Genomic DNA, 20,991 nt, shown 5'->3' with positions numbered 1-20,991 from the left:
TCCTCAACGGGCCTGCGAGACGACGTCTCGGTCCCAGCGTTCGCCCCATTCGGAGAGCTTGTCACCGAGCACGGTCAGATCGGGCATCCTGAGCGATTTGAGATCTTCGGCAGAGGTGATCTGCCGGCGGCGTAGGGTTTCCGGAACCTCGATGTCGGTGCGGGCGCTGCCGACCTTGTAGCCTGTGACCCAGGCTTCCTGGCTGGTCCTTTCGAGGAAGAAATCGATGAAGGATCTTGCCGCGGCCTTATGCTCGGAGCCGACGGGAATGTTCAGCGTCGCAAGAAGCGGGATGGTCCCTTCCTTCGGCCGTACGTAGTCGACGGGCAGACCCTCGTCGACGAGCAGCTGGGCGCGACCGTTCCAGAAGGGCATCGCCCAGACCGTGCCGTCCTTGATGTAGCTTTCGAGGATGGCGGAGGATTGCTCGAAGCCGATCGATTGCCTGGCAAGCCGCGCCATGGCCGCAAAACCCGGATCGATATTGTCGATCAGCCCGCCTCCCTCGGTGATCGACATCATCTCCAGGAGATAGACGGCCATGATATTCTGGAAAGTCGGCAGGACGACCTTGCCTTCCAGATTTGGGCCGAGAAGGTCCGTCCAAGAGGTCGGCGCGGAGCCAAGCCTGTCGGTTCTGTAGAGCAGCGACAGGTACTGGACCTCGTGCACGGCGCCGCAGGGGCCGGCCGCGTCCTGAAGGCTTGCCGTGAGGGAGGCGAGGTTGGGGATTGCGGCGGCGTCCAGCTTGTCCAGCACGCCATCCCGGCAGCCCTGGAGCGACTGCGACGCAGTCATGACGACGACGTCGAAGCCCGGATGCCCGTTGGTCGCCTTGATCTTGGCATAGTCCTGTGAGGCGGAGCCGACAGCGTCATAGACGACATCAATGCCGGTCTTGCGCTCGAATGGCTCGATGATGGCCTGGCGAATGATGGCCTCGTAAGGTCCGCCATAGCTATTGACCACGAGCGTTTCGGCATGCGCGAGCTCAGGCAGACAGGCTGCCATGAGAAGAAGCGGTGATTGGATTCTTCGCAACGTCGGTTTCTCCCGGTTGGTAATGTTCCCGGAAAAAGGGTGACGACGCAGACTTCACACGTCTAATAGCAATTGGCTGGGATTAATGCCTCGGCGATATGAACGGGAACCTCCGCGCCGTCCTGCCGTTTGTCGCTTGAACGACGAGCGAGAAACTGAGACGATGTGGCCTAGGTTGGAGACTTTCCCATCCATCAGATGACGATTGCTGCAGTATAGTATGTCGTGGCGAAGTTCATGGCGAGCTCGTCAGGTTGGCCGAGCTGGAAAACGGCGACCATGTCGTGTGCTTCTGCAATCTCGATGTCGGCCTGATCGATCACGGCGGCGTCTCCAGACGCTTCGCGCCGCAAAACTGTCAGCTATCATCCCGGTCTAAATTGTCGACCTTCGGTCCGCCCGTTCAATTCTACCCTCGATGACGAAAGGCGCAGTCGGTGAAAACCGCGCCCGGCCAAATTCCGTTTAGATGCTCCGGGTGCTATGGTAGGGCCATGGGCTCGCAACACCATTGTGCCACCACTCAGCTAAGCTGTGAGGTGTAGAGACGCACAGCGCAGGGGAGGCGAGGAGTCCAGCATCACAAGGGCAGCGCCAACATCGCAGCGCTTGGGCGAGTACCTGACCTAGATAGGTACGCCGCTCCGGGTCAATCAGGTAATAGGTTTGGCGTAGATCGCCATGGGCTAGAATGGCTTTTCGGTTGGACGAGCCTTTATAGATATTCCTATTGGTCAATATTTAATTGACATTTTCGACACATGATAAAGTTATCTGGACGCCAACTTTCGAAAATGGCATTTACGTCAATCATGGATAGACAAAAAGACGATTCATTAAAGAAAGTCCTAAACCAAGTGCCTCAAGGTTTCCTGGTCGACTCCTCCTGGATGAACCAAAACGGCATCTCCAGGCAATCCGCGCATCAATATACACGGAACGGCTGGCTCGAAAGCCTTGGACGGGGCCTGTTTCGGCGACCATTCCCGGCCGGAACTCGACCAGACGTATTGATAGACTGGAAAATACCGGTCTTGTCCACGCAGCAACTCATGAACCACCGGGTTCATGTTGGCGGTATGAGTGCATTGCAGCTTGCCGGCGTGACCCATTACCTATCCTTTGGCGGAAACGCCCGGCTATATCTTTACGGTGAGGTGCCGTCTTGGTTCGAAAGATTGAGCCTGAACATCAGGCCATGTTTGAGACCGACCAATCTGTTTACCGACTTGGATCTGGGCATCGACAACAGCGATTTCAGCTTGGCGAGTGGCGATGGCCAATCGCTTTCGCTTTCCCCTTGGACGTGGCCAATGAGGATGTCATCGCCCGAACGTGCGATCATGGAAATGATTGATGAACTCCCCAAAGAGGAAAGCTTTCATGACGTCGATACGCTTTTCCAGTCACTGAGTAATCTGCGGCCGAGAAAGCTTTCCGAGCTTCTGCAGGACTGTCGCAGTGTGAAAGTAAAACGGCTCTTTCTGGTCTTCGCCGAGCGGCATGGACATGCATGGCGCAAACATCTCGATCTGGCCAATGTCGATCTTGGAAGTGGGGATCGTTCGATTGTGAAGGGGGGGCGCCTGCACCCGATCTATCGCGTGACCGTCCCGCCTGAATTCGTGCCTGGCCGCAAGGAAGAAGAACTTGGCGCGTGACCGCTACAAATCTGAGGTGCAACTACTGATCCGAGCCCTGCCTCAGATCGCCAGGGAGGAGGCGTTCGCGCTCAAGGGCGCCAGCATCCGCGCGACCTCTACGATGTGCGGCTACTCTACGACAATGAAGGCATTACCGATGAGTTGTTTCGGACCTTCCTGATCTATGTCGCGATGTCCAGCCGCCCAATGCATGAGGTTATCGGGCCATCGCTACAGCCTCTGGAGATGTCATTCACGCGGGAATTCGAAGGCATGACCGAGGTGCGTATTCCCCTCAAGGACCTTGAGGAAACGCGCCTTCGCTTGATAAAGGACATAAAAGGCATGCTGAAGGCGCCCGAACGGCATTTTCTGCTCACCCTCCATGACGGAGAGCCTGACTTCGACGCGATTGGATTGCCCCGGGCCGCCGACCTGCCTGCCGTCAAATGGAAGGTCGTGAACCTGCGCAAGCTGCGCGAGGTCAACCCGGAGAAACATGCGCAGCAGCGCGAGGAGCTGAAGAGAAAATTCGGCTGAAGATTGGCTGAGAACGACCGCAGTCGGCAGGCCGCCGTGTCGCGGTTCGCCATTTTCCAGCGTCGATGACCGCGCCGCGCCGGGAAACAGCATCCGCCAACGCCCCGGTCGGGCTGGTTCTGCGAGGTCGATTGGCGCACAGGGTCGGGCGTATGTTTGGCGACGCGCCCTACATTCCTGATCAAGGAATGGCCGACAGATGACGCCAACGCGGGACGAACCCGGTGCTATTGCTGGCCACCAATGCGCGACAGATCGATCCGTATCCGCGCGCGCCCAGCATCTCGCTCCGCCTCTGCCTGCTCCTCTCTTGGTTTTGCGTCAGCGTCTTCCTCTTCCTCGGCGAGGATCTTCTCTCTACTTTGCTGCGGCATTTCGCCCTCCGTTCCCGGATCCTCTACCTGAAACACATGCACACCCTCGAACTCGCCGGTCTTCCATGCGTAGACCGCATCCTCGAGGATCTGCGGAAAGACGTCTTTGCTCGTGGGGTTGCCATACCATTTCCCAACGATCTTCAGGACCTTGGCGAACATCGCCGTGCCCTGGCGAAGGTTCTGGCAGGCATCGACAATGTCCGGCTTCAGATCCGCCGGTTCCTTGGCGCCAACGCCCGCGGGAAACTGAGTGAGCCCAACGCGGACGACCGCCCGACCAGCATATTGCCGTACGATCGCCATCGCATCCTCTGCTGACGACACTTTCGGCACGAGGATCAATCGGCCGCCCGATCTGACGGTGACGGCGAGGGGATCGGCGGAGCCCGCTGATGTCACGAACTGCTCGACGATCGCGGGTCTGAGGGAAGGGTCGGCGCATTCTTTTATCACAGCTTCGTCGAGCATGTGTGTCTCCTTGGCGATCAGGTGTTGAAGGAAGTAACAAGCGGCTTTGCGAAGAGCCTCGCCCATGCGGTCGTAGCAGCCCGCTGGATGGAGACGATCGATGTGCCTTCGGTCCACCATCCGTTTCCGACAGCAACGACAAGATCCGGATCGTGGAGCATGGACTGAAGGATCGGCCAAACAATCAGTTGTTCGTAGCAGATCAGAGGGGCTGCCCGGCCGGCACCAACGGAAACGACTGGGTTTGCGAAGAAATCCGCCCTGGCACCGGCACTTTCTCCGAACCAGGATCGCCACGGCTGCCACATCGAGCCGGGGACCGGCATGCGTTCGCGATAGAGGATGCGGACGCTCTTGCTATCGATCGACACGAGGACATTGTCGTAGCCCCTCGCGTCGGCCACCACAGCGCCAGCGATGACAGTCGCATCGCCGTCGCCGAGGGCGCCTGTCCAAAATCGCTCCACGGTCGGTGTCCAGAAACCGAGCGCACTTTCCGGCAGCACCACAAAGCGGGCGTTATCGCCAGCCGCACCGCGCACCGTCGCGATCAGGTCACGCTGCCGTTGAAGACCGGCCTCACGACCAAGCGAAGCACCCAATTCCAGATCGACCCCGCGCCAGGCTTCCGGTAGTTTCGGGTCGGTCCAGATTGCGGCGGACCACAGCCAAAGGCCTGCCAAGGCGATGGCGACAGCTGGCCACATGCGGGTGACGAGGCCCGCTAGGCTAGCTGTCATAAGCCCAAGTCCCCACCATCCCCATCCCGGAAACAGAACCCCCGCGGCAGTGACGGGATGCGCCCAGCCCGTGATGCCGAACGGCGGGAGGGCCATGATGACGACCGCGAGAAGATAGCAGAACGGACGAGCGCCAGCCTTCTTCGTCCAGGAGACGGCGTGCACGATGACAAAACTGATGGACGCGCATAGCCAGAGCAACAAGCCCGGCCAGATATCGGACGAATAGAAGGCGGCAACGCCCTGTGGCAGACCGTGCGACGCGGCCAGGAAGTATCCGGTGGAAACGAGTGCAGCTACCAATCTGCTTTGTGAGATCGACCAAACAACCGGAAACCCGATCGCGACGGGCAAGAGCATCACATGGCCGCTCCAGCCCACAGCGCCGATCGCGATCGAGGCAAATATCAGCAGCATCGCTCGAAGATAGTCACGGCGCAAAGGTGATGACCTCCTGCGCTAGGCCGAGGATGCCGGAGGCAAGCATCGGACCAAAATATCGGGAGTTGTAGGAGGCGGGGAAGGCGGAATGCAGGAAGACATATCCTGGCGGCACAATACCACCCGGAAACGGCGACAATGGGCGGCGCTTGCCGTCCCGTTGCGCAAGACTGGAAGAGGAAACCATCCGCCCGTCCACGCTCACGCTGGCGCCGATTTCGACACGCTGTCCTGCGACGGCGATTACTGTCTTGATCAGCGGTGCGATGCCGCTTGGGCAGGAGCCGGAACGGAGATAGCCACGCGCAAGTGCCTCCCGCATTTCCGCGGTTGCGGATGGGCAGATGAATACCAGGTCGTTGACAGCAACGGGACGATAGAGCGGGACGATACGCCATAGGCCGAGCGGCTCGCTCGGCGTCAGATTGATCCAGTATCCGCCGGCGAGGACAGTGCCGATCGCCAGAATGGCGAGAAATGCAGTCATCACAATCATTCCGGCCGCTCGTCGTTGTTGCGGGGTCATCGCCCGGCGCGCTCCAGCTCCCGCCGTCATTTCAGAAAGAGCCCTTGGCTCTTCGTCTGTCGCAGCGTCTCGGCTTGCATGAGCGCTTGCGTCGTTCGTTCATGAGCAGCAAGTTGCTGAGCGGTGCGCATTGAGTTCCACGCGGACTGGACCTCAGCCTTCTGGCCGGCCGTCATTCCTGCCGTGACGGTCTCGAAGGTCTTGCCATCAGTGTCTTTCGCGGCCAGGGGGAGGAAGGTCCGCTCCCCGAAGCGCTCGGACACAGCCTTCGCGAAACCTTCGAGTTCGGCCTTCAGCTGTCTGTCGGCCAGCGCATATTCGAGGCCAGCCGGATGATCGTTGCGATCGATCACATCGCGAATGCGGTCGAGCGTTTGCTTGGCCGCTAGCGAGAGGGCCGGGATGTCGACCGAAACCTTGAGCCGGACCGCGCGCTCCTCCGTCTCATGCTTCAATTCGGCCTCGGCCCGCTCACGAAGGTAGAGTTCAAGATTTCGGGCGAGCGCTGGCACGTTGGCAACGGCTTTTTCCCGGTCCTGCCTGTCGCCACGGCTGGCGAGGAGACCGATCTTGCCGTTCAGCGCACCGAAGCTTTCGGGCTCACTGGCAATCTTCGCGAGGGTGGATTGCGCGACCGACTGGTCCTTGACCATGGCGTCGACATTGATCGCCTCGAAGGCCGCTTCCGGCTGGGCGTAAACCAGATGGAAGCGGGTCGAGACGTCCTCCCATTGTTTCTTGAGGCCGCGATCGGCGGCGAGCGTGTCCTCGACAGCCTGCTCAAGCGATTTCGGGAAGGTGGTGATGCCTGATACCATTGGCTTGGCCTCCTTGATCCTATTCGGGATAGATTGGTTGTTGCCTCCTGGGACCAGTCCGAGTGCAGCGCCGATTGCCGCAAGACGGGCACCGAGGTCGGCGAGTTTTTGTTTCTGCCGGACGGCCCATTGGAGGCGATCGTGTGCGATCGTGCGGGCGACGTTCATGAGGTGCAGCCCTCGGGCCTCTGCAAAGCGCAAGGCTTGGCCGTACAAAGAGCTCTTCTCGTAGTCGAGCGTCGTTTCCTTGGAATTCCTGCGCGACAGGATTGGTATGAGACCGCCGGCCTTTTCGAAGGACCGGCGTCCGTAGTAGACGGCAAGATCCTCGCGGTGGCGCGTCATCGCCACATAGGTCAGGTGCCGGTCGAGAGACAGCGAGGCCAGAACCTTGACCTGGTCGACGGTGGCGCCCTGGCTCTTGTGGATCGTCGTGGCATAACCGTGATCGACATGCCCGTAGAAGCGCTGCTCCACGACCACCTGCCGGTTGTCATCGCCCGCACCGATCTCGATGCGGATGCGGCCGGGCGCTGCCTCGACCACCTTGCCCAACATGCCGTTCTTGACGCCAAGCGAAGCCTCGTTCTTCAGGAAGACGATCTGGTCGCCGGCTGCAAATTGGCGTTTGCCCTCGGTCGTCGCAAAGACGAAGCCCTGTTCCACGATACCGCGCTCGACAAGCCGTTCGCGTGCCATCTCGTTCAAGGCGCGCACGTCGCGACGCAGATGCGCCAGGATCAGCGAGGTCTTGGCCGGATCGTAATCGCGATCCCAGTCCGCGATCAGACTGGCGACGGCCTGCGCCTTCAGCTGCGAGCCCACGATCTTGTCGTTGGCCCTATAGGCGTCGATGGCCCGACCGACATTGCCGCGGGCAAGGTCGAGCGAGGCGTCACGCATCCACTGTTCGCGCTGCCTGTAGATGGTGTCGAGTTCGGCATAGCCGATGCGATCGGTGATTGCCCGGAAGGCGGCACCGGCTTCGATCGGCTGCAGTTGTTCGGGATCGCCGACAAGCACGAGTTTGGCGCCGGCCCGCGTGACAGCTTCGACGAAGAATGCCATCTGCCGAGACGACACCATGCCGGCCTCGTCGAGAACGAAGACCGTCTTGTCATCGAGCGGGTCTCGGCCCCGGCTCCAGCGCTGTTCCCAGGACGACAGGGTGCGAGAGACAATACCCGCTTCCTTCTCCAGTCCCTCTGCCGCCTTGCCGGCAAGTGCTGCGCCGATGACACGATAACCTCCCGCCTCCCAGGCCTCGCGGGCCGCCTTCATCATCGTCGTCTTGCCGGCGCCGGCTCGGCCGATCACGGTTGCGATCCGCTCCCCGCCGGCAATATGCTCGATCGCCACCTTCTGCTCGTCAGACAGAGCCGAATGACGCGCAAACGTCGCCTCCAGAGCTCTTCGTCTGACACCATGCGATGAGCGCTGCGACAGCCAGATCGCCCGGTTCGCCATCTCGGCTTCCAGGCGGATCATCTCGCGGGTCGTGTATCTGGCCGGCGTACGCAGCCCGGTGGTAAAATCGGTCCGCTCCTCCTCGAGCTTCAAAGCACGCGGGCTCTGGACGATCCGCGCCATCAGGCTCTGAAACAGGCCAGGATCGTCGATGTAGCGATGCAGCACCTTGCCCACATCACGTTCGTCGAAGACGCTTTTCTCCCGCGTGACCAGGTCAAGCACGATATCGGGTGTCAGCTGGATACGGCGAGCATTCTCTGCGCGCCGCGCCTCCTGAAGCTCGAGCCGCTCCAGCAAGACGTAAGGGCTGAGATCAGCCGCTTTCCGCTCGATCGCCTTTGCGCTGACGCCGAGATGGATTGTCGGCGTCAGCTCTATCCCCTGTTTTTCGAAGGAGCGCCCATCGACCTTGATCTCAAGACCAGCGAGCGCCAGATGCCGGTTCTGGCAGACAAACCAGCTGTCGCGCAGCCCGTTGAAATCGTCGATGCCACCAGCCCAGAGCTCGTAGACAATCTTGCCCGCATCGTTGCGGATCGGATTGCCGTCAGCGCCGCGCACCGCAATCTTCTTGCCCCCGAAACCGTCATGCGTCAGCGCACGCAGCGTCGTCATCAGATGCACATGCGGATTTCCCGGAACGTCGTGATAGACCCAGTCGGCCACCATACCTCTGGCCGTGATCTGGGTCGCAACGAAATCTTGAACGAGGGCAATATTCTGCTCGCCTGTTAGCTCGATCGGCAAGGCGATGGTGAAATCCTTGGCAAGTTGTGCATCGGCGCGGGTCTCGAAGGCTTCCACGGTGTTCCAGAACCTCTCGGAGGCGCCAGAGACCGAACGATCGGCGATCATTGACCGCAGCCACGGCGGAGCATCGGTGGGGATTGCAAATTCCTCATGCCGGAGCCCCTGTTTGCGCGTGTAATCGATGATCCGGGCTTCCCGATCGAACTCCATGCGTGCGCAGTGACGATAGGCCGCCGACAGCACGGCGCTGCGGCCGGAGCCGCGGGCGACGATGCTGACGGAAAAATGCGGAACGGCCACGGGAACGGCTCCTGGAGGTCGGCGAAACCACAATGTCCGTTGGAGACGGAAACAGTCCGGGCCCTCAGCAAGGACGTCGCGCCAGCGACGTATAATTGCGCCCTTCAGGACCGCTCCTCCGGATCGGCCGGGATCATGCGCAAAGGTGTCGGCTGCGCCAACTCGCATATGTGATAGTAGATCGGCGTGCCGATCTACGGGACTGTCATGCCGATCGCGTTCGAAACGGCATGAAAGGACGAACCGGAATGAAGAAGCCATCCTCCAGGATCCGTGAGGAGATTTCCAAGCTGCAGGAACAGCTGAGGCTTGCCGAAACGCGTGAAGCCGAACGTATCGGCCGTATCGCACTGAAAGCAGGATTTGGCGAGATCGAGGTCGAAGAGGCCGAACTTGAGGCTGCCTTCGAAGAGCTCACGAGGCGATTTCGCAAAGGCAAGACATCGGGCGGCAGCGAGCAGGCCAGGCGATCCGAAGCGGGGCCGGTTCAAACCGCGCCGGTCGCGCCTGGCGCGACTACGGGCGGGTCTGCTGAGGATTGAGCGCATGGCACGCGTGACCAAATCCGACGCCCGAAAAAAGGATACACGCGAAAAAATCGAGCTCGGCGGCCTGATCGTCAAGGCGGGCCTCAGGTTCGAAAAACGCGCCGTGCTTCTGGGGGCCCTGATCGAGCTCGCTCGGCGATTGAGCGGCGACCAACAAGAGCGGGCAAGATTGGCAGAGCTCGGCGCGGAGGCTTTCGGGGATGATCGGGCATAGGATCGGGCTGCCCGCCCTCGCGATCGGCCTGATGGTATCGGCAACGATGACGACGAGCGGGATCGGAGAGACATTTGCCGGGACACAGGCGACGAGGCTTTTTCTGACCCAGGCCGGCATCGCATTGCCGTCTGCTCTCGCGGCCGCGACCGGCATTGTCTTCCTACTTGCCTGCGCCGGATCAGCAAGCATCAGACATGCAGGCTGGGGTGTTGTAGCGGGAAGCTTCGCGAGCCTCGTCAGCGCCGTCCTCAGGGAAGCATCGCGCCTCGAGACGTCTGCGACGAGCGGCGTCGGCGGTCGATCGATCATGACCGCTCCCGATGCGGGCGCTGTGGCCGGCGCAGCGGTTCTATTAATATCGGCCGGCTTCGCTCTGCGCGTCGTGCTCCTCGGCAATGCGGCCTTCGCCGACGCTCGGCCAAAGCGCGTTCGGGGCAGGCGCGCCATTCATGGCGATGCCGGCTGGATGACGCTGCGCGACGCGCACAAACTCTTTCCCCAGACGGGCGGCATTGTCATTGGCGAGTGCTACCGTGTCGATCGCGATTCCGTCGCCGGCCGGTCGTTTCGCAGCGACGACAAGGAAAGCTGGGGATCCGGCGGCAGGTCACCACTACTTTGTTTCGATTGCTCGTTCGGCTCGACCCACGGGATCGTCTTTGCGGGATCAGGCGGTTTCAAGACGACTTCGGTAACAATTCCGACGGCGCTCAAATGGGGCGGCACCCTCGTCCTCCTCGATCCTTCAAACGAAGTCGCTCCCATGGTGTCGGACCATCGCGAAGCGGCGGGTCGCGAAATTCGCATTCTCGATCCGCATCAGTCACAGAGTGGATTCAATGCGCTCGACTGGATCGGCAAATTCGGCGGCAGCAAGGAGGAAGATATTGCTGCCGTCGCGTCCTGGATCATGAGCGATAGCGGTCGCGCAGCAGGCCTACGCGACGACTTTTTCCGAACCTCCGGGCAGCAGCTTCTAACCGCAATCATCGCCGACATCTGCCTGTCAGGACATACGGTCGAACACCATCAGACGCTCCGCCAGGCGCGGGCCAACCTGTCCGAGCCGGAGCCGAAACTGCGCCAGCGCCTGCAGGAAATCTACGACAATTCCGCATCGGCTTTCGTCAGGGAAAATGTCGCCGCTTTCGTCAACATGACCCCGGAAACCTTCTCAGGCGTCTACGCCAATGCGATCAAGGAAACCCATTGGCTCTCTTATCCAAACTATGCCGCGCTCGTGTCCGGGTCGAGCTTTTCGACCGAAGACATCGCCACCGGCAAAACCGACGTGTTCATCAACATCGATCTGAAAACCCTCGAGAACCATGCCGGGCTTGCCCGCCTCATCATCGGCTCGTTCTTGAACGCGATCTACAACCGGGACGGCGCAATGAATGGGCACGCGCTCTTCCTCCTCGATGAGGTCGCCCGCCTCGGCTACATGCGCATTCTCGAAACCGCGAGAGACGCCGGCCGCAAGTATGGCATCACGCTGACGATGATCTATCAATCGATCGGCCAGATGCGCGAAACCTATGGCGGTCGCGACGCCGCCAGCAAATGGTTCGAGAGCGCCAGCTGGATTTCGTTTGCGGCCATCAACGATCCGGAAGCGGCCGACTATATCTCACGCCGATGCGGCACGACGACGGTCGAGATCAATCAGGAGAGCCGCAGTTTCCAGCCTCGGGGATCATCGCGAACACGATCAAAGCAGCTCGCAGCCCGGCCGTTGATTCAACCCCATGAAGTGCTGCAAATGCGAACCGACGAACAGATCGTCTTTACCGCCGGCAACGCACCGCTGCGATGCGGACGCGCCATCTGGTTTCGCAGGCGGGACATGCGCGCATGCGTGAACGAGAACCGGTTCCACAGTGACGTGGTGCGACCGATTGAATAGGTCGCAGGTGGGCTTGAGACAAGAGATTAGGACCGTGCGACCGCCAGACGGAGATATTTTGTAAGGCGATCGGGGCTCGCCCCACCGGCCTCAGAAGGGCGGCTCGGTATCGATCGTGCCCAACTGTTCCGCCACCGCCACATTGAGTTCGGCTCGTGCCAGATCCAACTCGGCAATAATCTGACGGCGTTCGGCCGGATCGACCGAATTCGACAGTTCAACCCGCAGCTCCTCGATCTGTTCTTCTATGGAAAACGTCATCGTCCTATCTCCTGGAGAGGGTGAAAGATGACGAACGGCGGTGCGGCGAGCAGGCGGGGTCAAGGATCGCGAAAGCGACCGCAAGGCGGGGCGCGGGGGAACCGATTTTGTGCGGACGCATAGTCCGGCCGCGAAAAATTGGCGGGACCGCGCATCCTTGAGGCCGCCTGTTCGCCGTGCCACAGTTGGAGGATCAGAGCAAACATCCCGCTCTCCGTATCGCGCCGTTAAGACGCAACCGAGCTCGATGCTCGTGCGCGTCTTTCGAGGCGATCAACGGGACCGGTTAACCTCTGTCGACGATTTGCGACGGGCAACGAATTCGCGAAGGAGGGGCAGAAAAAAGGCCTTGCTTAAACGCCCGATGGGAGGTTCAGGCTCAAGATAGAATGACCGTCCGATAACGTCGCTATTGAACTCATCGAGGATGATCCAAAGTCGGAGGTCTGCGTCGAGCCCGGCACGTCGTTTCTCGATTGTCGGGATTTCGGCGGCGAAGCGAGAACCGTCCGGGTGTTTTGTCGTTATTGGGAAGAACAGCACGAGATCGCCATCCGGCCTTTGCATGCGAACACCAACCGCAACGGGCCGATGCTTGCGCCCTTCCGTTTCGCCATAGCTAGCCTCGCGGCTCCAAAGATAGGGATAGCGAATGACTGCTGCAGTCCGGATATGGTCGTATCCGGTCACCGGCCGCCCTCGTCGCTATCGGCATATTCCTCGACAGCCGACTCGAATTCTGCCAGCAAGGTCTCGGACATGGTCTCGATCGTGCCTGAGGTGCGCACATCCGATTGCTGCATGAGGCGCTGGTAATCCTCGATGTTTAAAAGAACCAGCCGCGGCTTGTTGCGTTGCGTGATGGTGACGGGGTGGCGCAGCGCCTCCGCAATTATATCCCCAGATTTTCGCGATAGATCGCTCGTCGTATAGGAACCGGTTCGACGCACCATCGTCAATCTCCTCAATATTTCCTGCCCGTTTGAACCATAGCACGGTAAACCGGAATACTACAGCATTTACAGCAATTATGAATTTTCTGTAAATGCTGTAAATGCTGTGAATCCTTGACTCCGGACCTGCGTGAGCAAAATGTACACACAGAGAGGCAAGTCGCGTCCCCGAGGACGCAACCTCCGCATACATGAATGCCGGAGCAGGATTCGATACCGGCTCCGGCATCCAGATGTAGCAGGAAAAGCCCCGCCTTTCGGCGGGGCTGTGTCTGTCAGTCCTGGCTAACGCGGCGCGACCAGATCAGCTGGTATCCGTCGTCGCCTTCGACCTCCGAGAGTGTCGCGTAGATCGGGGCCGGGAAGCTCGGATCGTCGAGCTTGACCGAGAGGTAGTCGCGGCCCTGCTCGGATGTCTTCTGCCAGGCGGCGCCGAGCTCGACGGCGCCCGCGAAAATGCGGAAATGCGGGCCCTTGTCGGTGGGGTTATCGATCCGGGCGATGCGGGCCTTGACGTTGAGGGCGAGGGTCCGGATCGAGCCGGAGAAGCCGGTTTCGGTGGAAGTGAAAGTGCCGATGGTTGCCATTGTCCTGTTCCTTTCGCTGTTTCGGGCCACGACCATCGCGGCCTCGATGGCTGTCGCAAAGACCGGGGACGATCGGACCGCACCCATAGGGCCGAAATGTAATGGAGGACGGCAAGTCGCAAGTTTGTTAGTTGGCGCGGAATGACGGCAAAGCCGGCAGGGGTAAGAAAATTGCGATTGCCGTTGCGGCAGCACGATCGAGGCACAGCCACTCTCCGGTCAGACAAGCCCCATCGAGCCCGCAGATGGGCTGCCGGATAACAGACGCTCGAAGGAACGAGCATTGGCGCGACCGCACATTCATCACCGGAAAGGTCCGGACGAGCGTATCGCCCGACCCACCGACGACGAGGCCGCCCGAACGGAACATTCTCGCGCTCGACCAGTTGCTAAGGCCGATGCAATGGATATCGTTGCCAAGAGATTTGCCCGCGCGGAGGACATATGCGCCAGACAAAGCCGTTCATCGTCGAGATCGAGCAGCCCCGGAAACCGAAGGCCCTCGCACGCAAGTCGTCGATCTGGGGCGATCTGGATCTCAGCCGGGATCAGGATCTTGTGGCCGTGGCACCGACAAACGAACCTGCCTCGGCCTCAGACGGCACCGGTGACTGATCAGGCTCGGCAGCCGGGCTTTGCCGGCGGCGATCGGTTCGGCGCGCGATCCTCAATTCACATCCCGTCGATCCATCCCAACCGGAACGTATCCCCTCTTGCGCTTCCTGCGAGCAAGCGCCAGGAAATGCGAAATCGCCTGCTGTTCACTGGAAAAGATCTCGCTCTTTTCTCCGCCGGACTTGCCTATGCGACCCCAGCTGCGCATGACGGCGATCTCCCCGAACAGGGTCGGCTGGATCGACAAGGCATAATAGCGTGCCATGTTTCGGGTCTCATCGATACGCTGGCAATAGAGCTGGTAGGAATGGGTTGTCATGCGAGGAGAATCGCCAGCTTTATCCGTCGCGTCCAACGACAAGTTTGAATCGATCCGGCCGCACCGATTCATGATGATGATGGATCGCAGGCCGGGCCGTCTCTCATCGGAACGCCCATTTGGTGGCAGCGGCAATCGCCGCGGCAGCCCGCGACGGCGCAAGCCCGTCAGCGGACCGTCCGGCTGATGCCGCCAACCGTGCTGCTGGATCAAGGATCGCCCACAAGAGCGGCGGGGTGTCCGGTGACGAGAGCCACCTGGTCTTGCCGGCTCAGGCCGATGCGAGCGGGAAGGGGGCCGGGGCAGAGGGTACGTCGTCCCCGTTCGTTATGCCCAGGCGGCGGCGCTCACGCGCCGCCGAACGTCCAGACCGGAATGCCGAGCCTCCTGGCCTTGTCTGCGAGATTGTCGTTGATACCAGTGCCGGGGAAGTGCATCACGCCCTTCGGCACGATCTCCAGCATCAGATCGTTGCGTTTGAAGGGCGCTGCGCGTCCATGCTTCGTCCAGTCGGGCGCGAAGCCGATTTGTGCCACGCCGCGGTGTGTCGCCCAGAGCGAAGCGATCTTCTCAGTACCCTTCGTCGCCTTGCCGTGGACCAGCACCATGTCAGGATGCTTTGCGTAGACCTGGTCGAGCTTGGCCCAGATCATCCGGTGATCGTTGAAGTCAACTCCACCTGTGATGATGATCTTCGGACCGGGAGGCAGAAGAATTTCTTGCTCGGCGCGCTTCCTCGCCATCAGGAAGTCGCGACTGTCGATCATCGCCGAGGTGAGATTGCGATGATTGACCTTCGATCCGCTGCGCGGGAGCCAGGGTTTGCCCACATGGCGCTCGTAGTGTTCGCCGGCCTGGTCGCGCATAAGCTCGAAGGCGTTCCGGCGCTCGATCATCGTCATGCCCTCGGCGATCAGGCGTTCGAGTTCGACCGACTTCACCTCACTGCCGTCCTGTTCCCTCTGGGAGCGTTTCTGGGCTTGTTCGTTGTCGTCGAGCTCGCGTGCGATCCGCTCGGCCGCCCGATGGAAGACATTGACGGCCGACCAGAGGAGATCGTCGAGATCGGGTTCGAGGCGCGTATCCTCCAGGGTCGCGATCAGGGCGTCGAAGATGTCGGCAACGGCGCCTGCGACCGCGTTGCCGTCCGGCAGGAGCCGCTGGTCGGATTCGTCGACAAAGGGCCGATAGCCGTGAAGCTGCAGCTCCTCAAGGACGTGTTCGGTGGGTGAGGATTCGTGGTGCGGTTCGAAGTCGTGCTCGTTCATCGGATGCTCCGTCGGTTGGGCTGCGACCGTCGCGGCCTTCATGGCGACGAAGCCCACGGGCCGGCTGTCCCTGCACCCGCAGCGTGAGCGCAGGGCCGAAGCGACAGCGGAGGATGGCGGCGCCTGACTATTTTGCCTCGCGATGGAAAGGCCCAAGTCCGGAGCGGCCTTCCGCGTCTGGACTTGGGCCGCCGGAAAATAGTCGGCCGCCGCCATTGCCGGGCTGGCCGGCTTGTGGGCCGATCGTTCTCTCGAAGGCCGGGGCGCGCTAACTCCGATCGAAGCATCCGGACGAGCACAACGGCACTGCAGCACGTTTCCGCTCGCCAGCTACGCCGCCGGCTCCATGAAGCGTCCGACATCCCGCGGATCGATCTTCATTCGGGTCTGGGCGCGCAGCAAATCGAGACCAAGAATGCGGAGATCCTCGTTAAAATCGCCGAGCTGCGGCGAGAGGACGATCGCCTCGATCCCGACCGCGTTCGCCCGTTCGATCAGGCGGTCGCATGCGCCGTCGCCGGCCGTATCATCGTCGCGCAGAATGTAGAGCCGCCGCAGCGTATCCTGGAACAGGACGGCGCCAAGATGAGTTGCAGAGAGCGCTGCCAGCATCGGCATGTCAGGCAGGACCTGTCGCATCGAGAGGACAGTCTCGATGCCTTCGCCGGCCGCCATGACGTCGCCGCTCGCGCCAAAGCGGACGGCGTTGCCGAGAAGGTTGCCCATCGCCCGCCGCGGCCTATCGATCGGCGCCTTTCCCTGGCCTGTCGGGTCAAGCCAGGTGCGATGCGCCCCGGTGATCATGGCGTCCTGATCGGTGATGGCCGCGATCATGGCGGGCCAGGTCTCGGTCGGGACATGCTCGTCGAGCCGATAGTAGCAACGCGGGTGATAGCGGAGATTTCCGGTTCCGCGCAGATCCGTGATGCCGCGTTCGCGCAAATAGGATTGCACGAGTGTGCCCGCGATGGGCTGCGACATGGCGAACAGCCGTCGTGCGGCCCTGGGCGAACCGTGCAGCGCCGGGAGTTGATGCATGGCCGGCTGGGCAGGCCTAGGCTGCGGCATGGCGAGAAAGGTCCGTGCCTCGTCGACGGCCTCCTGGAAGGAGACGAGACCGCAGCTTTCACGGATCACGTCGAGGAGATCGCCATGTTCGCCCGTGGCGGCGTCGGTCCATTTGCCGGCCGGGCCCTTTGGTGAGTCCTTAAGCCTGACGTAGAGAGAGCGACCGGGCGTGTTGTGCACATCGCCGACCAGCCAGTAGCCACCTACGCGGCGGCCGCTGGAGAGATAGTGGCGGCACACTGCTTCTGCCTGCCGGCCAAGGCGATGGGCGAGATCGGAAGCGTCCTGACGGGTCATCACGCAGCCCCCCGCCTGGAGATGTGCGTCTCGGACGAGACTACGCGTCGAACGTTTGACTGGTTCAGCACCAGCTTGTTGAAGGGAATGTCGCGCGAGGACGACAGGGTCATCTTCTGAACTGCAATAGCCATCGGGTTTCTCCGCGACGGGCTGCCGAAAGTCTCTCTTTCGACCTTTAACCCGTCACGACGCGCAGCGCCGCCCCTCACTCTCGAGGGCAGCGCCGCCGGTTCCGTTGAAATGAGGGGCGTGGACATCGAAAGCGGGAGCGCCGTCAATCGGGTCTCCGGCCCCGTGTGTCAGGCGGCGCTATCCAGAAGCTTCTTCGCCTTCGCCTCCATGTCGAGACGCGCGTCCTGATGCGGCTTGTCCCGCGCGATCGCGGTGATGCCCTGGACGAAGTCGAAGATGCTTTCAGGAGGGCGGCCTTCCTCGGCCAGCACCGCCTCGATGATCCTGCCGGTCTCGGCCTTGGAGAAGCCACGACGGCGCAGGAAGTCTGTGCGATCCCCGTCATGGCGCGCCACGATCTGTTCGCGCGCCGCCCTGATGCCATTGATGAAGGGTTGGGGGGAGGAGTTCGCGAAATTGAGCAGGGCCGGCGCCGCCTCATGGGCAAAGCGGGAGGCGGCATATTTCGAGTGGCGGATGGTGATTTCCTCGAAATCCTCGACGCCCCAGAGATTGCGGTTCTGGCAAACGGCACGCAGATAGAAGCTCGCCATGCCGAGCGTCTTGGCGCCGACCTCGGAATTCCAGCAATAGAATCCCCGAAAATAAAGATCCGGAGAGCCATCGGGCAGGCGCCCGGCCTCGATCGGGTTGAGGTCATCGACGAGGAACAGGAAGACGTCGCGGTCGGACGCGTAGAGTGTCGTCGTGTCCTTGGTGATATCGACGCGCGGATTATAAATGCCGGTCGACCAGTCGAGGACGCCGGGGACCTTCCATCTTGTGTCGCCCGTGCCGTTGCCGGCGATGCGCTGTACCGCATCGACGAGCTCGTGATCGAAGATCCGGCCATAATCGGGACCGGTGACGGCGCGCAGTTCCAGCCGCCCGTGGTCGATTTCGAGCGTCTTGATCTGCTCGGCCCGCGTGGCGCTCAGGCCATATTGCAGGTTGATGGCGGCGAGCGGGGCGGGAAGCTGGCGCTAGTAGGCGGCCGGGGCGCCAACAAGGGCGACAAGCTGGCCGAAGCTCCAATGGGTCGGCACGACAGGACGATCGGCGTCGGGGAGCAGGAGCGCCAGGCGCTCCGGATCGGAGCGGTTCGCCTCTACGTGGATGCGAGCGCTCTCCACAACGCGGGTCCGGCTGTGATCGGCACGATCGCGAACGGAGCGCGCCAGCTCGGAGAGGGACAGGTAGCGCTCGTCAGCCGGGCGCGAAAACCACTCGGACGAGACGCGGCTCACTCGTTCGCCGCGGCGCACATCAACCTTGTAGCCGCCGCTCGTATCACGGCCTGCGTCAGGAATTTCAATCTGGGTCATGGGACCAAACTCCATGACGGGCGCCGGAGACCTCTTCTCCAGCCCTCAACCCGTCACGCCAAATCCGGTCCGCGCTCTCACTCCAGGGGCGTTGCGGGTCCACCGCGCGGAAGGGGTCGGCCGAGACGAAGGCTCGGCCGCAGGAGGAGGCTTTCCGCGGCGCGCGTCCAAATCAGCCTGGGACTCACCTCTGACAGGATCCTCGTATCCTAAACTCGCTCGGCCGCCTGCAATCGAGGACTCAGCGCGGGGCTACTCAATCGAACAAGATTCTGAGCAGGGCTGCTCGCAATCAGTCCAATCCGCAATCTCTCAGGTCATCAAAACCAGGGCAGATGTTTCTGGTTCGCTCCTCAGCTTACAGTAAGTTCTGAGCGCGGCGTTTGACTTTGTCTTTGCGGACATAACGTCTCAGCCTTTTCGACAAGGAGGAACTGCTTGTGAAGCTGGACGCCGGAACGGCCCGGTCGGGATGGAAGCGCTGACTTGTTGCGATAGCCCACGTTGAAAGCAAACACAGCTATTGCGCTTCGACGCTCACCGGGAAGGCTTATGCACTTAACGCGTATTCCTTCGCATCCTGTGAATTCGCCATTTCGCGTCTTGCCGCGCGGGCCAGAAAACCAGAACGCGTCAGGCCCTGAGATTCCGCATAAGCGTCGATCGCATTCAAAACGTCTTCCGAGAGAGTGACATTGGTGCGAACGGATTTTCTACTTTCGCCTTTGAGCGAAACAAGGATTGCGACACCGTTCCTGTTGTCAGGGTCCGCCATTACAGCATCCAGGGAGGAGGGCTCGGGAACGGCCTCGCCGTCCTCGACTAGTCCTTCCACATGGAAGGCCAACGCCTCCTCGGCAAGCCGACGGGCGTCATCAAGATCCGTGCCCGCGGTGACAACGCCGGGAAAATCAGGAAATGAAACGCCGAAGTCACTGTCAGCGTCCTTATGGATCAGTCCGATATAGTTACGCATCATGCTACCTATTTCAGTTTCAGACCGGGGTTGTCTTTCAATGCTCTTGAGCGTTCCAACTGGAATGTCGCGCTCCGGATGCGGAACCGTGACACGACCTGGTTTGGTTGGATGCTTGAATTGGACGTGGCTACCTTTGGTAGCCACTTCATACCAGCCATCATTTTTCAGTGCCGCTATGATGTCGCCGCTCTTCATAAACAAAAAATACACATCGAGTGTATAAATCAAGAGAGAAAGCGAGACGCACGTTTTACCCTGTAGCCTCATCTGTTAGCCGTTTGTAGGTGAGGGACCGAGCCCCCTCGGCTTGAATGGGACGCACCGGCGCCTCCGGCACGTCGGCATGAACACACATAAGTATATGAATACATTAATTATTTTTCAAGCCTGGAGGCATGTCAAAGCTGATTAGTACTGCGCCATTGTCAGCCAGTTAGAAACGCGACACTGGCTCTGATGATCAGCCCCCGATCCGGCCGGCTGGGCCGGGTTGAAAGGGCGGAGCGGGGGCGGGTGAGGGGCACCCCTTCGGCTTTAGCTTTCTCAGTGGCAATTGTTCCGTCGCCGGCCGATACTCCCGCGCACCTGCATGGGGCGGGGTAGGGATCAAAGTCGCGCGATGCTTCCGGAAATAAAGCTGCAGGGTGACGTCGATGTCGCCGCGCTGTCACCACTTCTTCGCGGCATGCTTCTGTCCGTTGCCTATGCTGACGGTGAGGGTGGCATAGGATTGACGGCGACCGGCGCCATGAACCGCAAATTCGTACATTGGGCCGCTGTGAACTTCCTCTGGCCCGACTTCACAGCCGAAGACCTCTACAGCATGAACAAAGTGCTGAACGAAAGCGACATGCCGCCGCTCTGGGTCGTGCGCGACATGACCCGCCATCTGAAGCTGCTTCGCCGGAAAAAGGATGTGCTGCTGCCAACCAGACGCGGCCGGGAGTTTCTGGTGAATCCGCAAGCCTTCTTCGATCTGGTCGCCACGGATTACCTCTATTCGTATGTCCATGCCACCGAGCGGGAAGCGCAGGTGCAAGCGCGCCTACGCTGGTGGCGCATGTTCCTCAATCTTCTCAACATCAAGGCGAGAGAAGGCTGCACGCCATTGGACGTCCTGAAGACCCTCTATCCAGACATGGCACCTCTGTCCGCTACCGAAATGACCCTGGAAGCCTGGGAGCTCAAATCCGATCTCCAATATGGCGTCCTGCGACGCCTGTGCTGGCTGGGCCTGCTTTATGAGGCACGAGAAGGGCTCACGCTTCTTCAAGACGGAGCCTTCCACAAGACGCCGCTTTGGTCCGCCTGCCTGCAATTGGAGTCAGATACGCAGAGCGATATCGGCGTGCATTGACGC

At 60.8% G+C, this 20,991-nt stretch carries 20 protein-coding genes and 4 pseudogenes; 7 read left to right on the top strand and 17 right to left on the bottom strand.

From position 1 onward, the window contains the following. Nucleotides 1–3 precede the first annotated feature (3 nt). Together ACR9ZQ_RS03390 and ACR9ZQ_RS03385 are read right to left on the bottom strand one after the other, a co-directional pair. Nucleotides 4–1,011, bottom strand: a complete 1,008-nt coding sequence (locus tag ACR9ZQ_RS03390) for an ABC transporter substrate-binding protein (RefSeq protein ID WP_481427272.1) — start codon at nt 1,009–1,011, stop codon at nt 4–6. A 224-nt stretch (nt 1,012–1,235) separates the two neighbouring features. After that, nucleotides 1,236–1,364, bottom strand: coding sequence for a hypothetical protein (locus ACR9ZQ_RS03385; RefSeq protein WP_310384434.1), 129 nt, complete (start codon nt 1,362–1,364; stop codon nt 1,236–1,238). A gap of 471 nt (nt 1,365–1,835) precedes the next feature. Between ACR9ZQ_RS03385 and ACR9ZQ_RS03380 the strand changes: the two genes are divergently transcribed. Next, nucleotides 1,836–2,702 (top strand): type IV toxin-antitoxin system AbiEi family antitoxin domain-containing protein, encoded by an 867-nt coding sequence (locus ACR9ZQ_RS03380; protein WP_481426851.1) that lies wholly within the window; start codon nt 1,836–1,838, stop codon nt 2,700–2,702. A gap of 78 nt (nt 2,703–2,780) precedes the next feature. After that, nucleotides 2,781–3,224: pseudogene (locus ACR9ZQ_RS03375) on the top strand (nucleotidyl transferase AbiEii/AbiGii toxin family protein); the annotation flags it as partial. 227 nt (nt 3,225–3,451) lie between these two features. Here the strand turns inward: ACR9ZQ_RS03375 and ACR9ZQ_RS03370 are convergent. From ACR9ZQ_RS03370 to traA, 4 genes are all read right to left on the bottom strand, one after another. Next, a complete protein-coding gene (locus ACR9ZQ_RS03370; protein ID WP_310384441.1) occupies nt 3,452–4,069 on the bottom strand; it encodes a TraH family protein in 618 nt (205 codons plus the stop codon). Nucleotides 4,070–4,086: 17 nt separating this feature from the next. Further along, nucleotides 4,087–5,250, bottom strand: coding sequence for a conjugal transfer protein TraB (locus tag ACR9ZQ_RS03365; protein WP_310384443.1), 1,164 nt, complete (start codon nt 5,248–5,250; stop codon nt 4,087–4,089). Then, nucleotides 5,240–5,737 carry a conjugative transfer signal peptidase TraF gene (gene traF, locus ACR9ZQ_RS03360; protein ID WP_481426850.1) on the bottom strand — a complete coding sequence of 166 codons (498 nt, stop codon included), beginning with the start codon at nt 5,735–5,737 and terminating at the stop codon, nt 5,240–5,242. The genes ACR9ZQ_RS03365 and traF overlap by 11 nt, the downstream gene beginning before the upstream one ends. Before the next feature lie 65 nt (nt 5,738–5,802). Continuing rightward, complete coding sequence (gene traA / locus ACR9ZQ_RS03355) at nt 5,803–9,114, bottom strand: Ti-type conjugative transfer relaxase TraA (protein ID WP_481426849.1); 3,312 nt, start codon at nt 9,112–9,114, stop codon at nt 5,803–5,805. Between the two features lie 248 nt (nt 9,115–9,362). Between traA and traC the strand changes: the two genes are divergently transcribed. From traC to traG, 3 genes are read left to right on the top strand one after another with little or no spacing between them, the layout of a single operon-like run. After that, nucleotides 9,363–9,656, top strand: coding sequence for a conjugal transfer protein TraC (traC, locus tag ACR9ZQ_RS03350; RefSeq protein WP_439019243.1), 294 nt, complete (start codon nt 9,363–9,365; stop codon nt 9,654–9,656). 4 nt (nt 9,657–9,660) lie between these two features. Continuing rightward, the gene (gene traD, locus ACR9ZQ_RS03345) at nt 9,661–9,876 is read left to right on the top strand and encodes a type IV conjugative transfer system coupling protein TraD (protein WP_481426848.1); all 216 of its coding nucleotides are present in this window, start codon (nt 9,661–9,663) and stop codon (nt 9,874–9,876) included. After that, entirely contained in the window at nt 9,863–11,785 is a 1,923-nt protein-coding gene (traG, locus tag ACR9ZQ_RS03340) for a Ti-type conjugative transfer system protein TraG (RefSeq protein ID WP_481426847.1), read from the top strand. Before traD ends, traG begins: the two co-directional genes overlap by 14 nt. A 90-nt stretch (nt 11,786–11,875) precedes the next feature. Here the strand turns inward: traG and ACR9ZQ_RS03335 are convergent, their stop codons facing one another. From ACR9ZQ_RS03335 to ACR9ZQ_RS03320, 4 genes are all read right to left on the bottom strand, one after another. Beyond that, on the bottom strand, nt 11,876–12,046 hold the full coding sequence (locus ACR9ZQ_RS03335; protein WP_310384451.1) for a hypothetical protein: 171 nt from the start codon (nt 12,044–12,046) through the stop codon (nt 11,876–11,878). Between the two features lie 273 nt (nt 12,047–12,319). Continuing rightward, nucleotides 12,320–12,736, bottom strand: coding sequence for a hypothetical protein (locus tag ACR9ZQ_RS03330; RefSeq protein ID WP_481426846.1), 417 nt, complete (start codon nt 12,734–12,736; stop codon nt 12,320–12,322). Continuing rightward, nucleotides 12,733–12,999, bottom strand: coding sequence for a type II toxin-antitoxin system prevent-host-death family antitoxin (locus ACR9ZQ_RS03325; protein WP_310384454.1), 267 nt, complete (start codon nt 12,997–12,999; stop codon nt 12,733–12,735). The genes ACR9ZQ_RS03330 and ACR9ZQ_RS03325 overlap by 4 nt, the downstream gene beginning before the upstream one ends. A 275-nt stretch (nt 13,000–13,274) precedes the next feature. Beyond that, a complete protein-coding gene (locus tag ACR9ZQ_RS03320; RefSeq protein WP_025668403.1) occupies nt 13,275–13,586 on the bottom strand; it encodes a DUF736 domain-containing protein in 312 nt (103 codons plus the stop codon). A gap of 444 nt (nt 13,587–14,030) precedes the next feature. Between ACR9ZQ_RS03320 and ACR9ZQ_RS03315 the strand changes: the two genes are divergently transcribed. Further along, the gene (locus tag ACR9ZQ_RS03315) at nt 14,031–14,201 is read left to right on the top strand and encodes a hypothetical protein (protein WP_310384457.1); all 171 of its coding nucleotides are present in this window, start codon (nt 14,031–14,033) and stop codon (nt 14,199–14,201) included. A 52-nt stretch (nt 14,202–14,253) separates the two neighbouring features. On the opposite strand, the gene ACR9ZQ_RS03310 is transcribed toward ACR9ZQ_RS03315, so the two are convergent. The 7 genes and pseudogenes from ACR9ZQ_RS03310 to ACR9ZQ_RS03280 all read right to left on the bottom strand — a co-directional run bounded on the left by ACR9ZQ_RS03310 (nt 14,254) and on the right by ACR9ZQ_RS03280 (nt 19,826). Next, nucleotides 14,254–14,520, bottom strand: coding sequence for a WGR domain-containing protein (locus ACR9ZQ_RS03310; RefSeq protein WP_310384460.1), 267 nt, complete (start codon nt 14,518–14,520; stop codon nt 14,254–14,256). Nucleotides 14,521–14,867: 347 nt separating this feature from the next. Beyond that, complete coding sequence (locus tag ACR9ZQ_RS03305; RefSeq protein WP_481426845.1) at nt 14,868–15,788, bottom strand: DUF2493 domain-containing protein; 921 nt, start codon at nt 15,786–15,788, stop codon at nt 14,868–14,870. A gap of 330 nt (nt 15,789–16,118) precedes the next feature. Further along, entirely contained in the window at nt 16,119–17,153 is a 1,035-nt protein-coding gene (locus ACR9ZQ_RS03300) for a DUF7146 domain-containing protein (RefSeq protein ID WP_310384464.1), read from the bottom strand. A gap of 8 nt (nt 17,154–17,161) precedes the next feature. Further along, a pseudogene (locus tag ACR9ZQ_RS03295) lies at nt 17,162–17,413 on the bottom strand (hypothetical protein); the annotation flags it as partial. Nucleotides 17,414–17,455: 42 nt separating this feature from the next. After that, a pseudogene (locus ACR9ZQ_RS03290) lies at nt 17,456–18,652 on the bottom strand (DUF932 domain-containing protein). A 550-nt stretch (nt 18,653–19,202) separates the two neighbouring features. Beyond that, nucleotides 19,203–19,628, bottom strand: a complete 426-nt coding sequence (locus ACR9ZQ_RS03285; protein WP_310384733.1) for a type II toxin-antitoxin system HicB family antitoxin — start codon at nt 19,626–19,628, stop codon at nt 19,203–19,205. Between the two features lie 8 nt (nt 19,629–19,636). Next, nucleotides 19,637–19,826: pseudogene (locus tag ACR9ZQ_RS03280) on the bottom strand (type II toxin-antitoxin system HicA family toxin). 424 nt (nt 19,827–20,250) lie between these two features. Here ACR9ZQ_RS03280 and ACR9ZQ_RS03275 point away from each other — a divergent pair. Next, entirely contained in the window at nt 20,251–20,988 is a 738-nt protein-coding gene (locus ACR9ZQ_RS03275; RefSeq protein WP_477921599.1) for a hypothetical protein, read from the top strand. Nucleotides 20,989–20,991 lie beyond the last annotated feature (3 nt).

The sequence above is a fragment of the Rhizobium sp. KNZ14-9A genome, from assembly GCF_056755015.1.
Note: the sequence above shows the minus strand (reverse complement) of the source record. Positions and strands in the feature narration are given on the sequence as shown.

Coding starts and splice junctions, on each gene's coding strand:
- ACR9ZQ_RS03390 (WP_481427272.1), bottom strand. CDS start 1,011: ATGGCAGCCTGTCTGCCTGAGCTCGCGCATGCCGAAACGCTCGTGGTC.
- ACR9ZQ_RS03380 (WP_481426851.1), top strand. CDS start 1,836: ATGGCATTTACGTCAATCATGGATAGACAAAAAGACGATTCATTAAAG.
- ACR9ZQ_RS03370 (WP_310384441.1), bottom strand. CDS start 4,069: ATGCTCGACGAAGCTGTGATAAAAGAATGCGCCGACCCTTCCCTCAGA.
- traF (WP_481426850.1), bottom strand. CDS start 5,737: ATGACTGCATTTCTCGCCATTCTGGCGATCGGCACTGTCCTCGCCGGC.
- traC (WP_439019243.1), top strand. CDS start 9,363: ATGAAGAAGCCATCCTCCAGGATCCGTGAGGAGATTTCCAAGCTGCAG.
- traD (WP_481426848.1), top strand. CDS start 9,661: ATGGCACGCGTGACCAAATCCGACGCCCGAAAAAAGGATACACGCGAA.
- traG (WP_481426847.1), top strand. CDS start 9,863: ATGATCGGGCATAGGATCGGGCTGCCCGCCCTCGCGATCGGCCTGATG.
- ACR9ZQ_RS03335 (WP_310384451.1), bottom strand. CDS start 12,046: ATGACGTTTTCCATAGAAGAACAGATCGAGGAGCTGCGGGTTGAACTG.
- ACR9ZQ_RS03325 (WP_310384454.1), bottom strand. CDS start 12,999: ATGGTGCGTCGAACCGGTTCCTATACGACGAGCGATCTATCGCGAAAA.
- ACR9ZQ_RS03320 (WP_025668403.1), bottom strand. CDS start 13,586: ATGGCAACCATCGGCACTTTCACTTCCACCGAAACCGGCTTCTCCGGC.
- ACR9ZQ_RS03315 (WP_310384457.1), top strand. CDS start 14,031: ATGCGCCAGACAAAGCCGTTCATCGTCGAGATCGAGCAGCCCCGGAAA.
- ACR9ZQ_RS03310 (WP_310384460.1), bottom strand. CDS start 14,520: ATGACAACCCATTCCTACCAGCTCTATTGCCAGCGTATCGATGAGACC.
- ACR9ZQ_RS03305 (WP_481426845.1), bottom strand. CDS start 15,788: ATGAACGAGCACGACTTCGAACCGCACCACGAATCCTCACCCACCGAA.
- ACR9ZQ_RS03300 (WP_310384464.1), bottom strand. CDS start 17,153: ATGACCCGTCAGGACGCTTCCGATCTCGCCCATCGCCTTGGCCGGCAG.
- ACR9ZQ_RS03285 (WP_310384733.1), bottom strand. CDS start 19,628: ATGCGTAACTATATCGGACTGATCCATAAGGACGCTGACAGTGACTTC.
- ACR9ZQ_RS03275 (WP_477921599.1), top strand. CDS start 20,251: ATGCTTCCGGAAATAAAGCTGCAGGGTGACGTCGATGTCGCCGCGCTG.